The organism is Amycolatopsis sp. (assembly GCF_035276945.1).
GTDB lineage: Bacteria > Actinomycetota > Actinomycetes > Mycobacteriales > Pseudonocardiaceae > Amycolatopsis_E.
Map to the genome: position 1 here is coordinate 12,478 of NZ_DATELF010000109.1, position 15,619 is coordinate 28,096.

Consider the following 15,619-nt stretch of genomic DNA (forward strand, 5'->3'; position numbering starts at 1 on the left):
GTAGTCATCAGGCCGCCTGTTCCGGGGTCAACTGGGACTCGACGATCTCCAGGTAGGTCGGGCAGGTTTCGAGCAGTTGCTGGTGGGTGCCGATGCCGACGATCGATCCGTTGTCCAGCACGACGATCTGGTCGGCGTCGAGGATCGTGGAAACCCGTTGGGCCACCACGACCACGGCCGACTGCCCGGTGTGCGGGCGCAGCGCGGCGCGCAGCCGCGCGTCGGTGGCCAGATCGAGCGCGGAGAACGAGTCGTCGAAAAGGTAGATCTCGGGTTTGCGGACCAGCGCCCGCGCGATCGCGAGCCGCTGCCGTTGCCCGCCGGAGACGTTCGTGCCGCCCTGGGCGATCGGCGCTTCGAGCCCGTCCGGCATCGCCTCGACGAAGTCACGGGCCTGGGCGATTTCCAAGGCCTGCCACAGCTCTTCGTCGGTCGCGTCCGGGTTGCCGTAACGCAGGTTGCTCGCGACGGTGCCGGTGAACAGGTACGGCCGCTGCGGCACCAGCCCGATCTTGCTCCACAACAGGTCGGGGTCGAACTCGCGCACGTCCACGCCGTCGACCAGGACGCTGCCGTCGGTGACGTCGATCAGCCGGGGAATGAGCGAGACCAGCGTGGTCTTGCCGGCCCCGGTGCTGCCGATGACCGCGGTGGTCCTGCCCGCCTCCGCGCGGAAGAAGATGTTGCGCAGGACGGGATCCACCGCGCCGGGGTAACGGAACTCGACGCCGCGGAACTCCAGTTCGGCACGGGCCCGCAGCTCGCGCACCGGCGCCAGCGGCGGCCGCACCGACGGCTCGGCGTCGAGCACCTCGTTGATCCGCTCGGCGCAGACCGCCGCGCGCGGGATCATCGTGGCGATGAAGGTCGCCATCATCACCGACATGAGAATCTGCAGCAGGTAGTTGAGGAACGCGGTCAGCGCGCCGATCTGCATGTCCCCCGCGTCGACGCGATACGCGCCGAACCACAGGACGGCGATGCTCGAGGCGTTGAGGATGAGCATCACGGTCGGAAAGATCATCGCCTGCAACCGGCCGACCCGCAGGGCAGTGGCGGTGAGCGTGGCGTTGGCGTCGGCGAACCGCTCGGTCTCCGCGCGCTCACGGACGAACGCGCGCACCACGCGGATACCCGACAGCTGCTCCCGCAGCACGCGGTTGACCTGGTCGATCCGTTCCTGCATGCGGCGGAACTGCGGCACCATCCTGATCACGATCGAGCCGATCGCGATCACCAGCACCGGCACGCACACCAGCAGCAGCCAGGACAGGCCGACATCTTCGTTGAGCGCCAGCACGATGCCGCCGACGCACATGATCGGGGCGGTCACCAGAATGGTGCAGACCAGTACCAGCAGCAACTGCACCTGCTGCACGTCGTTGGTGGTGCGGGTGATCAGTGACGGAGCACCGAACCCGGCGACCTCGCGGGCGGAGAACTCGCCGACCCGGTGGAAGATGGCGGAGCGGACGTCACGCCCGAAGGCCATGGCGGCGCGGGCACCGAAGTAGACGGCGCCCACGGAGCACAGGATCTGCAGCACCGTGACGCTGAGCATCCAGCCGCCGGTGGACAGGATGTAGCCGGTGTCCCCCCTGGCCACCCCGTAGTCGATCACGTCCGCGTTGAGGCTCGGCAGGTACAGCGACGCGATCGTGCCGATCAGCTGCAGCACCAGTACGGCCGTGAGCTCGCGCCGGTACGGCCGCAGGAATCTGCGTAACAGGCGGTTGAGCAACGAAACCCCCGTAGAAGAAGACTGGAAGAAACGAACCGTGTCTAATATGGGAAGGGTAGACCGCCCGGATAAGACACGCAACGTATTTTACCAAGGAGACCGGAATGAGCCCGGCCCGAGTGACCGGCAGCCGACCTACGTTTGGGATGTCGCGACACTTCCGGTTGGATTGGTATCTGTCGGCACGGTAAGGGGCACGGGTGGTGGAGACGACGAAGACGCGCCGTCGCGGGCAGGAGCTGGAGCAGGCCATCCTGGACGCGGCGTGGGACGAGCTGAGCGAGGTGGGCTACGCCAAGTTCACCATCGAGGCGGTGGCCGCCCGGTCCGAAACCAGCAAGCCCGTCATCTACCGCCGCTGGCCCAGCCGGGCGGAACTGGTGCTCGCGGCATGGCAGCGCCAGGTGCCCACCGAGCACCAGCCGATCGACACCGGCTTCCTCCGCAGCGATCTGCTCGTCCTGTTCGAGCGGGTGGCACGGCGGGTGGACACCATGATGAGCGAGGTGATCGCCGGAGTGATGGGCGAGACGTTCCGGCACCCGGAGATCACCGCGGTCATGCGCGAGCGGCTCGCCAAGGCGTCGCCGCTGCAAGACGTGATCCAGAAGATCGTGCGCCGCGCGGTCGAACGCGGCGAACTGCCACCCATCCGGCTGTCGGCGCGGGTCGCGCGGCTCCCGATCGACCTGATTCGCAACGAGGCGATGCTCTGCGGCGGTCTCATCACCAGCGACGTGATCGCGTCACTCGTCGACGACGTCTACCTGCCGCTCCTGCGCGGCCTCGCCGGGCGATAGCCAGGCCCCACCGCTCTCAGCGGCTACGCGCCCGTGGTGGTGATCTTGGCGCTGCCCAGCACCAGGTCACCGGTCGGGTCCGGGCGGTAGAGCACCACGACCTGCCCGGGCGCGACCCCGCGCAGCGGTTCGCGAAGCTGGATGGTCACGCCGTCACCGGTGGCCTGGGCCACGGCCTCCGCCGTGCCGCCGTGCGCGCGAACCTGGATCACACACTCGGTCGGCCCGTCCAGCGGCCGCTCACCCGGCCAGACCGGCCGGTCGCCGCGGATCTCCCGGACGGCCAGCTTGTCCACGGAACCGACCTTCACGGTGCCCGAAACGGGCTCCAGCGACAGCACGTACCGGGGCTTGCCGTCGGGCGCGGGCGCGTCGATGCCGAGGCCCTTGCGCTGCCCGATGGTGAACCCGTGCACGCCCGCGTGCCGGCCGAGCACGGCGCCGGTCTCGGCGTCCACCAGTTCACCGGAATGCCGGCCCAGCTTGTTCTCCAGGAACTTCCTGGTGTCGCCGTCCGGGATGAAACAGATGTCGTGGCTGTCGGGCTTGCGGGCCACCGCCAGTTCACGCCGCTCGGCCTCGGCGCGCACGTCGGGCTTGCGCGAATCGCCGAGCGGGAACAACGAATGCCTCAGCTGCTCCGGCGTCAGCGAGGCGAGCACGTAGGACTGGTCCTTACCCTCGTCCACCGCCCGCCGTAGTTCCGGCACGCCGTCCACAATGGACAACCGGGCGTAGTGGCCGGTGGCCACCGCGTCGAAGCCGAGCCCGATCGCCTTCTCCAGCAGCGCCTCGAACTTGATCTTCTCGTTGCACGTGACGCAGGGGTTCGGCGTACGGCCCGCCGCGTATTCGCCGACGAAGGTGTCGATGACCTCCTCGGTGAACCGCTCGGCGAAGTCCCAGACGTAGAACGGGATGCCCAGGATGTCGGCGGCCCGGCGGGCGTCGCGCGAATCCTCGATCGTGCAGCAGCCTCGCGCGCCCGTGCGCAGCGTGCTGGCCCGGGGGCCCGGGGGGCTCCCCCGATCCGACCGCGCGGACAGCGCCAGGTGCACACCGACGACCTCGTGCCCGGCCTCCACCGCGCGCGCGGCCGCCACCGCCGAGTCCACTCCCCCGCTCATCGCGGCCAGTACCCGCATCACACCTCCTGCCGGGTCTTGCGCATGCCGGTCAGCCCTGCCTGCCGGGCCCGTGCGACCACGCCGCCGATCTCGCGCGCCAGCGCGTCCACATCGTCCTGGGTGGACGTATGGCCGAGCGAGAACCGCAGCGAGCACCGCGCGGACTTCGCGTCGGCCCCCATGGCCAGCAGCACGTGACTCGGCTCGGCGACCCCGGCGGTGCACGCCGAGCCGGTCGAGCACTCGATCCCCTTGGCGTCCAGCAACATCAGCAGGCTGTCGCCCGCGCAACCCGGGAAGGTGAAGTGCGCGTTGCCCGGTAGCCTGCCCTCGCCCGCCGGCGCCCCGTTCAGCACCGCGTCCGGCACCTCCCGCAGCACGGCCTCGATCAGGTTGTCCCGCAACGCGGCGATGCGCTCGTGTGACTCGGCGACGGTGGCGCGCACGGCCGTGGCGAAGGCGTGGATCGCGGGAACGTCGAGGGTCCCCGAGCGAACGTCACGCTCCTGCCCGCCGCCGTGCAGCAGCGGCACGCACGGGGTGTCACGGCCGAGCAGCAGCGCGCCGACGCCGTAGGGACCGCCGAGCTTGTGCCCGGTCAGGGTCAGCGCGTTGGCGCCGCTGGCCGAGAAGTCGACGGGCACCCCGCCGATCGCCTGCACGGCGTCGGTGTGCAGGGGGATCTCGTGCTCGGCGCAGACCGCCGCCAGCTCGGGCATCGGGTTGACCGTGCCGACCTCGTTGTTGGCCCACATCACGGTGACCAACGCCACGTCGGCGGGATCGTGCTCGATCGCCTTCCGCAGCGTCTCGGGCAGCACGCGGCCGAACTCGTCGACGTCCAGCCAGGTCACCTCGGCACCGGCCTGGTCGGCCAGCCACTGCACCGCGTCCAGCACCGCGTGATGCTCGACGGTGCTCGCCACGATCCTGTGCCGCGCCGGGTCGGCCGCCTTGCGCGCCCAGAAGATGCCCTTGACCGCGAGGTTGTCGCTTTCCGTCCCGCCCGCGGTGAAAATCACCTCGGACGGGCGGGCGCCCAGCGCCGCCGCGATCGCCTCCCGGCTCTCCTCGACCATCCGGCGGGCGCGCCGTCCCGAGGAATGCAGGGAGGAAGCGTTGCCCACCGTGGACAGCGCCTCGCTCATCGCCGCGATGGCCTCCGGCGACATGGGGGTGGTCGCCGCGTGATCAAGGTAAGTCATTTCCCTACCAGGGTAGACCGTCCGGGTTACCCGTGTGCGGGCCACCGCCGCGTGACGAACACCCCGAGCAGCGCGACCCCGGCCAGGCACACGGCCAGCACGGTCATCGCGGCCGACGGGTGCCGGGCCGAGGCGACCAGGCCCAGCAGCACTCCACCGAAGCCCACGGTCACCGCCGAAAAGACCCAGTCGGCCAGTTGCAGTGCCGAGGTGTTGAAACCGCGCTCGGCCACCGGCGAGAACCGGAGCAGCAGCAAGGACAGCGACGGGTAGGCGGTGCCCATCCCGGCGCCGGCGATCGCGCAGCCGGGGAACGCCGCCCACCCGGGAAACCACGGCTGCGAGACGAACGCGAAGATCACCAGCGCGAGGGCGAGCAGGCCGAAACCGGTCCGCAAGGCCGCTTCGCGGGACCAGTCGGGGTGACGGCCCTGGACCGCCGACGCGGCCGACCAGCCCAGCGCGTTCACGGTCAGCGGCAGGCCCGCCAGCGCGGGACTGTAGCCGTGTACTTCGGCCATGGTGAGCGGCAGGTAGGCCTCCAGGCCGGCGAACGCCCCGCCCAGCAGCGCGCGGGACGCGATCACCGTCGGCAGGCCGGGCCTGGCCGTCAGCGTCCCGGACGGAAGGAGGTTCCGCAGCGCGAAGGCCAGCGCGACCACCCCGATCGTCGCGTAGGCGACCGCGGAGGCCGACGGGTGCTGAGCGGCCCAGGTCAGGGCCGTGACGCCGAGCGCGGCGGCGGCCGCGACCAGGACCCCGGCGCGGCGGCGTCCGTCAGTTCGCCGCCGCGGGCCGAGACGCCGGGCCACGGGCACCAGCAGGCCGAGCCCGAGCAGGGCCAGCGGCACCAGCCCGAGGAACACCCACCGCCAGCCGAGCCGCTCGGTGACCAGCCCCGCCACGAAAGGACCGGCCACCGCGGGCAGGATCCACGCCGCCGCGTTCGCCGCGTACATCACCGGCCGCTCACGATCGGTGAAGACGAGCGCGATGAGCAGGGAGACGGCGACGAGCACGGTGCCCGAGCCCAGGCCCTGCAGGACGCGGCCGGCCAGCAGCATCGGCATGTTCCTGGCCGCGCCGCACACCAGCAGCCCGCCCGCGAAGATCGCCGGGCCGGCCAGCAAGGAGCCGGCCAGACCACGGCCCCTGTCACAGATCCGCCCGGACAGCACGGTGGCCACCACGCTGGCGACGAGGAACGCCAGGAACGGCCAGGAATACAGGGACTGCCCCCGCAGCGCCGCGACCATCGTCGGCATCGCGGTCGCCACGCCCATGCTCTCGAAGGCGACCAGCGTGACGACCAGCAGGCTCGCGATGGTGGTGGTGCGGTGGGAGCGTGTCCAGAGCACGCTCCACGACTCGGGCCGATCCTCGACGATCATGCCCCTGACCGTGCAACCTCCAGCCCGGTGGAGGTCAAGCTCGGGAGCGCGAGACTCTTGTGGCACAACGCCGTCCTGACCGCGGATTCGGCCAGTGCGGCCAGTTCCCGGCGATTCGCGGCACGGCCGGGCGCGATCTCCTCACAGACGCGCATTTCCAGGACCAGCCCGCGCAGCCGCGCGACCCGGCGCAGGGAGTCGATCAGCGACTCGGTCCCGACGAACGCGGGCTGCGTGGTTTCGCGGCCGTCGGCCAGCCGGTAACGCAGGGCGATCGGGCGCACCGGCACGCCGCCGTCGATCGCGGCCTGGAAGGTGGCCGTGGTGAACCGGCCGGACGCCAGGCCACACCACGTCGTGCCCTCCGGCGTCACGTTCACCAGCGACCCGCGCCGCAGCGCCGCCGCGAGTTCCGCGATCGTCGCGGGCAGGGTGGAAAGCGCTTCCCGGTCGAGGAAGATGCTCCCGCCACGAGCGACGAGGCGGCCCAGCACCGGCCAGTCCGCGATTTCGCGTTTCGCCAGGGCCCGCATCGGCCGCACCGCGTTGATCGCCACGATGTCCAGCCACGAGATGTGGTTGTTCACCACGAGCGCACCACGACCCGCTTCGGCGGCGACGAACCCGTCCCCGCCGTGTACCTCGAGCCGCACCCCGAAGGCGCGCAGGACACCACGGAAGACCAGGCGTACCAAGCGGTTCCGAGCTCCGGGCACGAGCAGGAACGGCAACACGAGGAAGGCGGACAGCACCACCCCGCACGCGGCGGCGACCCGCAGCACGCGCCGCGGCGGCGCGACCGACCGCGCGCCCGGGGTGAGGCACCCGTCGCCGCACGGCGAGGCGGGCATCCACGGATGCTTCATGACTTCTCGGCTCCGAGAAAGAACTTCAGGTAGCGCTCGTCGAGCTGGCGCAGGTCGAGCAGGGTGAAGAAGTCCGCGACGCCGAAGTCGGGGTCGTGGGCCGGCGGGCCGCACACCTTCGCGCCGAGCCGGATGTACCCCCTCAAAAGCGGCGGCAGCACCGACCGCGCCGGGCGCTCGATCCCCTCGGTGTGCCACGGATGCCACGGCGTCACCCGCAGCTCTTCGGGCGCGTAGTGCTTGGCCCGGATGACATCCCAGACGCCCGCCGCGTACGCGCCGCCGTCGGCCAGCGGCACGGAGGCACACCCGGCGAGGTAGCGGTGCCCGGCCAGCAGCATGTAGCGGCCGATTCCCGCCCACACCAGGCTCACCACGGCGCCGCTGCGGTGATCGGGGTGCACGCACGACCGTCCGGTCTCGACCAGAGAACCGCGCAGGCCGGCCAGCGAGGTCAGATCGAACTCGGTGTCGGAGTAGAGCTTGCCCGCTTCGGCGGCGCGTTCCGGCGGGAGCATCCGGTAGGTGCCGACGATCTCACCGGTGCCGTCGTCGCGCACCAGGAGGTGGTCGCAGAATTCGTCGAACGAGTCCGCATCGAGACCGTCCACAAGGGAGTCGAGCCGGGCGCCCAGTTCACCGGCGAACACCTGGTGCCGGAGTCTTTGCGCGGCAACGACTTCGTCGCTGCGAGAAGCGACGAGCAGGGAGTACCGTGGCGCCTGGGCGCCGTCCGCATTGGTGCTGACCAGTACCTGAGACCGCGTCATGGGTCAAGGTGTACCGGCCACTCGGGAACCTGGGGCAGTACCCGGCGGTGACCACCTCATGCACGTTACGTGAACCGCAGGTTCGGGACGAATCACTCGCGGGTAGCTCAGGGGGCGAGCAGAAGGGAGAGGAATCTCCGAGGCCTGGTGGTGGTTCCTGTCGGCGCTGGCCGTCGCGGTCGGGGTGTTCGGGGTGTTTCTCGGTGCCGAGCACCTGCCGAGGCGGATGCCGCGCCGCTGGGGCAAGCGCGCCGCCCTGCCGGGCGCACGGCCTGGTTGAGCAGCCGCCGGACCAGCGACACGGCAAGGCCGCCGTACGGCGGTCCGTACGGCGGCCTTGCACCGATCGCGGGCTCAGCCTTTGCGCTTGCCGACTTCCTCGGCGAGCTGCGGGGAGACGTTGAACAGGTCGCCGACCACGCCGAAGTCGGCGATCTCGAAGATCGGCGCCTCCGGGTCCTTGTTCACCGCGATGATCGTCTTCGAGGTCTGCATACCGGCCCGGTGCTGGATCGCGCCGGAGATGCCCAGCGCGATGTACAGCTGCGGCGAGACCGTCTTACCGGTCTGGCCGACCTGGAACTGCGCCGGGTAGTAGCCGGAGTCGACCGCGGCCCGGGAAGCGCCGACGGCCGCGCCGAGCGAGTCGGCCAGCTTCTCCACGACCTCGAACTTCTCCGCCGAGCCGACCCCGCGGCCACCGGAGACCACGACCGAAGCCTCGGTCAGCTCCGGCCGGTCGCCGCCGACCACCGGCTCCACCCCGGTGATCTTGGCCGACCTGGCCGGGTCGACGGCGGGCAGCTCGACGGCCTCCTCGACCGCGGCAGCGTCGGCCCGCACCGCCTCAACGGCGCCGGGACGCACCGAGATGACCGGGAAACCTTTGGTGGACTTGGACTTCACCGAGAACGCGCCACCGAAGATGGACTGGCCCACGGTGCCGTCCGAGTTGACGTCCACCGCGTCGACGAGCAGGCCCGCGCCGACACGCGCGGCCAGCCGTCCGGAGACCTCCTTGCCCTCGGCGCTCGCGGTGACCAGCACCGCGGCGGGCGCGGACTTCGCGACCAGCGCGGCGAGCGCGTCCACCTTCGGCGTCACCAGGTAGGAACCCGCGTCCACGGACTCGGCCACGTAGACCTTCACCGCACCGTAGGAGGCCAGCGACTCCTTCAGCTTGCCCGCGGTGCCCGGGGCGCCGACCACGACCGCGGCCGGCTCGCCCAGCTCGCGAGCGGCGGTCAGCAGTTCGTAGGTGACCTTCTTCAGCTCGCCGTTCAGGTGATCGACGAGAACCAGAACCTCAGCCATTGTCACGTCTCCTCAGTCTCAGATGAGCTTCTGGCCGACCAGGTACTCGGCGATCTTGACGCCGCCGTCACCCTCGTCCTCGACCCGCTGCCCGGCCTGGCGCGGCGGCTTCGGAGCGGCCTCGGTCACGGACGACCACGCGTTGCCGAGACCGACCTCGCCCGCGTCGACGCCGAGGTCGGCGATGGTGAAGGTGTCGACCGGCTTCTTCTTCGCGGCCATGATGCCCTTGAAGGACGGGTAGCGCGGCTCGTTGATCTTCTCGGTGACGCTGATCAGCGCGGGCAGCGGCGCCTCCAGGGTGGTGCGCCCGTCGTCGGTCTCGCGCACACCCTTGACGGTGCCGCCCTCGACGGTCACCTCGCGCAGGTGGGTCAGCTGCGGCACGCCGAGCAGTTCGGCGACGACGGCGGGAACGGCGCCGCCCCGGCCGTCGGAGGCCTCGTTGCCCGCGATGACCAGGTCGTAGCCCTCGACCTTGCCGATCGCGGCGGCCAGCACCTTCGCCGTGGCGATCAGGTCGGAGCCCCTGAGCGCCTCGTCGGAAACGTGGATGGCTTTGTCGGCGCCCATGGACAGCGCCTTGCGGATGGCGTCGGTCACCCGGTCCGGGCCCACCGAGACCACGGTCACCTCACCGTCGCCGGCTTCCTTGATCTTGAGCGCCTCTTCGACGGCCCGCTCGTTGATCTCGTCGAGCACCGCGTCGGCGGACTCGCGGTCGAGCGTGTGGTCGGACTCGTTGAGCTTGCGCTCCGAATAGGTGTCCGGCACCTGTTTGACCAGGACAACGATCTTCGTCATGGGTCCCCTTCGACCTCCCGCGTAACCTGCTCTACTGGCCAGTAGCGTAGGGAAGATTCGCCAGCTTGGCGCCCTGAGGTGACAGCATTCACCTGGATACGCGTTTTGTTGGGACGATAGTCCCGCTTTCTCTGGCATGGAGCGCGTCGCTTCGAGTGGAATCGACCCGGACGGGTTATACAGACTGCGTCCTTCGGGCTAGCCTCGCGGTTCGTGTCCAACCATGTAGCCGTTGTAACGGACTCCACCGCGTCCCTGCCGGACGAGTTGGCCAGGCAATGGGGTATCAAGGTCGTTCAACTTCAGCTCAATGTGGACGACCAGACCGACGACGAGAACAGATTCGACCGCGGCGAGCTGTACACGGCGCTGAGCGCGGGCCGGCGCGTCACCACCTCTCCCCCGGACCCCGGCGCCTTCTTCTGGGCCTACCAGGACGCGGTGAGCGCGGGCGCGAACGCGGTGGTCAGCCTGCACCTCTCCGAACGCATGTCGGCCACGGTCCGCGTGGCACGGCAAGCCGCCGAGCAGATACGGATTCCCGTGTACACCCTCGACAGCGGGACCACCGGGATGAGCCTCGGCTTCGCCGCGCTGTCCGCGGCACGGGCGGCGGGCGCCGGTGCGCGGGTCAGCCGGGTGGTCGAGGCCGCCGAACGCCGGATCCTCGGCAGCAGTGAGCTGATCTACCTCGACACCCTCGAATACCTCCGCCGTGGCGGCCGGATCGGCGCCGCGGCCGCGCTGATCGGCACCGCTTTTTCCATCAAACCGCTGCTCACCGTGACCGGCGGCGAGGTCGCCCCGCTGGCGCGGGTTCCCGGCGCCCGCCGCGCGCTGGCCCGGCTGGTCGACCTCACCACGGAACGGGCGAAGTCCCGTCCGGTCGAGCTGGCCGTGTCCTGTTTCAAGCAGAGCGGGCGCGAGCTGAGCCTGGTTGAGCAGCTCCGTGAGCGGATCCCGGACGAGCGCGAGGTGCTGATCGTGGAGGCCAGCACGGTGATCGGCGCCCACACCGGGCCAGGTGCGCTGAGCATCACAGTCTCGCCTCTGTAAAACTCGACCGAGTTAACCCGATAGCGGTGCTCCCCCTACGCACCAGCGGGAGCGGCCGAGTGCACATGGGGACTACGACACGCGAAGCAACCGGCGAAGAGCAGCGCTTGGCCGCCGAGGTCAGACGGTTTTCGACGGCTCCCTTCGACGGCCGCCCGGTGCGGACCGCGGACGAGGGCGACCTCGACCTCCGGCTGTTCCGAACCACCTACCTGCCCGCCTTCGTCGCCGCCGAGGCCCTCGAAGAGAACCAGCGCCCGATCGCCTGGCTGCGGCTGACCACGCCGAGCGGAGTCCCGACCGCGCTCGGCGATGGCGCGCGGGAGGCGCGGTGCCGGAGTTCCGCGTCGACGCCTCGTCCTGGTCGGTCATGCTGAGAAGTGGCCGTAATAGGGTCACCGGGGTGACCACCTCATTGCCCTCTGGAGGGGCAACCCCCAGACCCCGCCTGGAGGCAAGCCCCCAGACCCCCTGGGAGGCGCTGCATCTCACCGGCGAACGAACCGTGCCCGGGATACCCGAGGAAAACTACTGGTTCCGCCGGCACGAAGCGGCGTATCTGGCGCTGCTGCCCTACTGCGCGGGCGCGACGGTGCTGGAGGCGGGTTGCGGCGAGGGCTACGGTGCCGGGCTGATCGCGGAACGGGCCGGGCACGTGCTCGCGCTGGACTACGACGAAGCGACCACGGTCCACGTCGCGCGGCGCTATCCCCGGCTCTGGACGGTGCGGGGAAACCTGGCCTTCCTGCCCCTCGCTTCGTCCACTGTGGATGTCGTGGCGAACTTCCAGGTGCTCGAACACCTGTGGGACCAGGCGGCCTTCCTCGCCGAGTGCCACCGGGTGCTGCGTCCCGGCGGGCGGCTGGTGGTCACCACACCCAACCGGCTCACCTTCACCCCGGATTCGGACACGCCCCTCAATCCCTACCACACCAGGGAACTCGCACCGTCCGAACTGGACGATCTGCTGCGGGAGGCCGCGTTCTCCGTCGAGTTGCTGCACGGTCTGCACCACGGGCCCGGGCTGCGCGCGCTGGACGAGCGGTACGGTGGATCGATCATCGACGCACAACTGCGAGTCGTGCTGGGCGAGTTGCCCGGCCAGGCGGTCTGGCCCCCGGAACTGCTGGCGGATGTCGCGGCGATCAGCGCGGGTGATTTCGAGATCCACGGCGAGCACCTGGCCGAAAGCCTCGATCTGGTCGCGGTGGCGGTGCGCCCGTGACCAACCAGTCCGAGGGAACGTTCTGCCTCGTCCTGCACAGCCACCTGCCCTGGCTGGCACACCACGGTTCCTGGCCGGTCGGCGAGGAATGGCTCTACCAGGCCTGGGCACATTCCTACCTGCCGGTGGTCGACCTCGTGCGGCGGCTCGCCGACGAGGGCAGGCACGACGTGCTGACCCTCGGCGTGACGCCGGTGCTCGCCGCCCAGCTCGACGACCCCTACTGCCTGCGGACGTTCCACCAGTGGCTCGGGCATTGGCAGCTGCGTGCGCTGCAGGCGAGCACGCTGTGGCGCGGCGATCCGTTGTTGCGTGACCTCGGCGCGGCCGAGTACCGCGCCGCGGTCCGGGCGGCCGAGTCCTTCGAAACGGTTTGGCGGCACGGCTTCTCCCCGATCCTCCGATCCCTTGTGGACTCTTCGGCGATCGAGCTGATCGGCGGGCCGCTGACGCATCCGTTCCAGCCTTTGCTGGATCCCCGGCTGCGCTCGTTCGCGTTGCGCGCCGGCCTGGACGACAGCGAACTGCGGGTGGGGCACCGTCCGGCGGGCATCTGGGCGCCGGAATGTGGTTACGCGCCGGGCATGGAGGACGGTTACGCGGCGGCCGGAGTACGGCGGTTCCTTGTGGACGGTCCTTCGCTGCGCGGCGAAACCCACGCCGCCCGCACGGTCGGCTCGTCGGACGTGGTGTGCTTCGGCCGGGATCTCGAAGTGACTTATCGCGTGTGGTCCCCGAAGTCGGGCTATCCGGGACACGCCACCTACCGCGACTTCCACACCTGGGCACACGAGGTCGGGCTCAAGCCGTCGCGGGTGACGGGCAGGCAGGTCGCGCCCCCGGACAAGGCGCCCTACGACCCGGCGCTCGCGGCGGACACGCTTCGCCTGCACGTCAAGGACTTCGTGGACACCGTGGTGACCCGGCTGCGCGCGCTACGGCAACGGCACGGCCGCGAGTCGCTGGTGGTGGCTGCCTACGACACCGAACTGTTCGGGCACTGGTGGCACGAAGGCCCGGCGTGGCTGGAGGGTGTGCTGCGGGCGCTGCCCGAGGCGGGTGTGCGGGTGACGACGCTCGGCGGCGCGCTCGACGCCGGACATCTCGGCGCTCCGGTCGAACTTCCCGCCTCGTCGTGGGGCTCGGGCAAGGACTGGCGGGTCTGGGACGGCGAACAGGTGGCCGACATGGTTCAGTCCAATGCCGGGCTGCAGCGGCGCCTGCTCGCGCTGCCCCCGCAGGGCGGCGCCGGGGACCGGGTGCGAGACCTGGCGGTGAGCGAGGCGATGCTGGCCCTGTCGAGCGACTGGGCGTTCATGGTGACCAAGGATTCGGCGGCCGACTACGCGCGGCGGCGGGCACGGCTGCACACCGAGCGTTTCGACCGCCTGGCGGCGCTCCTCGGTGAGCGCGACATGCCAGAAAGTCGCGTGCCCGCTTCCCCGCACCATCTCGACAGCTTTCAGGCCGAGGACAGCCCCTTCGGTCACCTCGACGCCCGCGCCCTCCACGTCCCGCGCTGACCCGTCCCCTGCCGCCGACTCGCGTGCGCGAACGAAGCTAGGAACCGGCGGCGGCGATGACGGCGCGGTTGTGGGCGGCGACGACGGCGACGTCCGGCTTCATCAGCCGGCGGTCGTAGGTCAGGAAGCCGTTGACCTCGTTCTCCACGTCGGTGATCTGGGTGTAGATCGCGCCGGAGAGGCCGAGGTCGGGCACCAGCTCCGCCAAGTCCTCGCTGAGCGAGACATACCGTTGCGTCAGTTGCGCCGGGCTCGTGGTCATCTCGTACGCGACCGGCTCGCCCGGCCAGACGTGCCCGGGCACGACCAGCCCGAAACCGCCGTACTCACCGTCCACAGTGGCCCGACCGTCGCGCACCGCCGGCCGCCCTGGGCCGACATAGGTGTGGTCGTCGTAGATGTCGCCCGCACCGGAGTCGGGATGCGAGTAGCAACAGTTGACGCCGCTGGCCGCGGTGACAAGCCGGGCCGGGTCGGCGGTCTTGACCACCTCGGCGATGCGCGCGGTGTCGTACTCGCCCCAGCCCTCGTTGAACGGCACCCAGCCGATGATCGACGGGCTGCCGCCCAACTGGTCGATCATCGCCCGCAACTCGTTCTCGAAGTGCGCCCGCGCCGCGGCGGGCGGTGGTGGCTGTGGCGCGACCGGGGCGGAGAGGTCGATCGGCAGCGACGGCATGTCCTGGAACACCAGCAGGCCCAGCCGGTCCGCCCAGTAGTACCAGCGCGCCGGTTCGATCTTGACGTGCTTGCGGACGAAGTTGAAGCCCAGTTCCCTGGTCTTGTCCAGGTCGTACCGCAGCGCCGCGTCGGTCGGGGCGGTGTGCCCGCCGTCCGGCCAGAACCCCTGGTCCAACGGACCGTGCAGAAAGGTGATCCGGCCGTTGAGCGCGATCCGCGGGCGGCCGCGCGCGTCGGCGACCAGCCCGATCGTGCGCAGCCCGCCGTAGCCGCGCACCTCGTCGACCACCTCGCCGCCGGGCTCGGTCAGCCGCACGACGATGTCATAGAGATAGGGGTCCTCCGGCGTCCACAGCTGTGGTTGAGCCACCTCCAGCCGCAGCGGGCTGCCCGGCGGGCCACTCGCCTTGGCCGCCTCGCGCCCGTCCGCGGACCGGACCACGACCTCCGCGTGCTGCCCGGTCACGCCGGAAACCCTTGGCGTCACGGTGAAACCGCTGAGATCTCCGGTGATGGCGAGCTTTTCGATGTGCGCCGTGGGCACCGGCTCCAGCCACACCGTCTGCCAGATGCCGGACGAGCCCGTGTACAGGATGCCGCCCGGCGCCCTCCGCTGCTTGCCGACCGGGAACGGCGCCGCCTCGTCGCGGTCCTCGGCCCGCACCACGATTTCCTGCTCACCGTCCGGCCGCAGCGCGTCGGTGATGTCGGCGCTGAACGCGGTGAAGCCGCCTTCGTGCGTGGCGACCTCCCGGCCGTTCACCCGGACCGTCGCGATCTGGTCCACCGCGCCGAAGTGCACCAGCACCCGCTGCCCGTGCCAGTCCGGCGGCACGGTGAACGCGCGCCGGTAGGTCATCACGTCGTCGTGCCGCTGAATTCCCGACAGCGCCGACTCGGGCGGGTACGGCACGAGGATCTGCTCGGAGTCGTTGTAACGCCACAGGCCGTTGAGGTTCTGCCAGGCCGACCGGACAAGCTGAGGACGTGGGTACTCGGGCAACGCGTTGTCCGGGCCCACGCTGCTCGTCCACGGCGTGCTCAGCGGCGCCGTCTTGGGCGACCAGCCGGCCGCGCCCGCTTGGGAAGGTTCCACCAGCGACATAACGAAACCGA

General features: G+C 70.5%; 14 protein-coding genes. 5 read left to right on the forward strand and 9 right to left on the reverse strand.

Annotated features, from left to right (window positions below; translation table 11 throughout):
* Window positions 1–7: 7 nt before the first annotated feature.
* Window positions 8–1,741, reverse strand: coding sequence for an ABC transporter ATP-binding protein (locus tag VJT49_RS19260; protein ID WP_324166239.1), 1,734 nt, complete (start codon window positions 1,739–1,741; stop codon window positions 8–10).
* 200 nt (window positions 1,742–1,941) lie between these two features.
* On the opposite strand from VJT49_RS19260, the gene VJT49_RS19265 reads away from it, so the two are divergent.
* On the forward strand, window positions 1,942–2,541 hold the full coding sequence (locus VJT49_RS19265; RefSeq protein ID WP_324166240.1) for a TetR/AcrR family transcriptional regulator: 600 nt from the start codon (window positions 1,942–1,944) through the stop codon (window positions 2,539–2,541).
* 23 nt (window positions 2,542–2,564) lie between these two features.
* Here the strand turns inward: VJT49_RS19265 and mnmA are convergent, their stop codons facing one another.
* The 7 genes from mnmA to VJT49_RS19300 all read right to left on the reverse strand — a co-directional run bounded on the left by mnmA (window position 2,565) and on the right by VJT49_RS19300 (window position 10,018).
* Window positions 2,565–3,686, reverse strand: a complete 1,122-nt coding sequence (gene mnmA / locus VJT49_RS19270; protein WP_324166241.1) for a tRNA 2-thiouridine(34) synthase MnmA — start codon at window positions 3,684–3,686, stop codon at window positions 2,565–2,567.
* Window positions 3,686–4,873 carry a cysteine desulfurase family protein gene (locus tag VJT49_RS19275; protein ID WP_324166243.1) on the reverse strand — a complete coding sequence of 396 codons (1,188 nt, stop codon included), beginning with the start codon at window positions 4,871–4,873 and terminating at the stop codon, window positions 3,686–3,688. Before VJT49_RS19275 ends, mnmA begins: the two co-directional genes overlap by 1 nt.
* A 26-nt stretch (window positions 4,874–4,899) precedes the next feature.
* Window positions 4,900–6,264: an MFS transporter gene (locus VJT49_RS19280; protein WP_324166244.1), complete on the reverse strand. Its 1,365-nt coding sequence runs from the start codon at window positions 6,262–6,264 to the stop codon at window positions 4,900–4,902.
* Window positions 6,261–7,130: a lysophospholipid acyltransferase family protein gene (locus VJT49_RS19285; RefSeq protein ID WP_324166245.1), complete on the reverse strand. Its 870-nt coding sequence runs from the start codon at window positions 7,128–7,130 to the stop codon at window positions 6,261–6,263. Before VJT49_RS19285 ends, VJT49_RS19280 begins: the two co-directional genes overlap by 4 nt.
* Window positions 7,127–7,900 carry a GNAT family N-acetyltransferase gene (locus tag VJT49_RS19290; protein WP_324166246.1) on the reverse strand — a complete coding sequence of 258 codons (774 nt, stop codon included), beginning with the start codon at window positions 7,898–7,900 and terminating at the stop codon, window positions 7,127–7,129. The genes VJT49_RS19285 and VJT49_RS19290 overlap by 4 nt, the downstream gene beginning before the upstream one ends.
* Before the next feature lie 354 nt (window positions 7,901–8,254).
* Window positions 8,255–9,214 (reverse strand): electron transfer flavoprotein subunit alpha/FixB family protein, encoded by a 960-nt coding sequence (locus VJT49_RS19295; RefSeq protein ID WP_324166247.1) that lies wholly within the window; start codon window positions 9,212–9,214, stop codon window positions 8,255–8,257.
* A gap of 18 nt (window positions 9,215–9,232) precedes the next feature.
* The gene (locus tag VJT49_RS19300; RefSeq protein WP_324166248.1) at window positions 9,233–10,018 is read right to left on the reverse strand and encodes an electron transfer flavoprotein subunit beta/FixA family protein; all 786 of its coding nucleotides are present in this window, start codon (window positions 10,016–10,018) and stop codon (window positions 9,233–9,235) included.
* A 213-nt stretch (window positions 10,019–10,231) separates the two neighbouring features.
* Between VJT49_RS19300 and VJT49_RS19305 the strand changes: the two genes are divergently transcribed.
* The 4 genes from VJT49_RS19305 (at window position 10,232) to VJT49_RS19320 (ending at window position 13,822) form a co-directional block, all read left to right on the forward strand.
* Entirely contained in the window at window positions 10,232–11,074 is an 843-nt protein-coding gene (locus VJT49_RS19305; protein ID WP_324166249.1) for a DegV family protein, read from the forward strand.
* A gap of 65 nt (window positions 11,075–11,139) precedes the next feature.
* Complete coding sequence (locus tag VJT49_RS19310; protein WP_324166250.1) at window positions 11,140–11,451, forward strand: hypothetical protein; 312 nt, start codon at window positions 11,140–11,142, stop codon at window positions 11,449–11,451.
* A 71-nt stretch (window positions 11,452–11,522) separates the two neighbouring features.
* Complete coding sequence (locus VJT49_RS19315; protein WP_324166304.1) at window positions 11,523–12,299, forward strand: class I SAM-dependent methyltransferase; 777 nt, start codon at window positions 11,523–11,525, stop codon at window positions 12,297–12,299.
* Window positions 12,296–13,822, forward strand: coding sequence for a glycoside hydrolase family 57 protein (locus tag VJT49_RS19320; protein ID WP_324166251.1), 1,527 nt, complete (start codon window positions 12,296–12,298; stop codon window positions 13,820–13,822). The genes VJT49_RS19315 and VJT49_RS19320 overlap by 4 nt, the downstream gene beginning before the upstream one ends.
* Window positions 13,823–13,859: 37 nt before the next feature.
* On the opposite strand, the gene VJT49_RS19325 is transcribed toward VJT49_RS19320, so the two are convergent.
* Window positions 13,860–15,608, reverse strand: coding sequence for a glycoside hydrolase family 2 protein (locus VJT49_RS19325; protein WP_324166252.1), 1,749 nt, complete (start codon window positions 15,606–15,608; stop codon window positions 13,860–13,862).
* Between the last annotated feature and the right edge of the window lie 11 nt (window positions 15,609–15,619).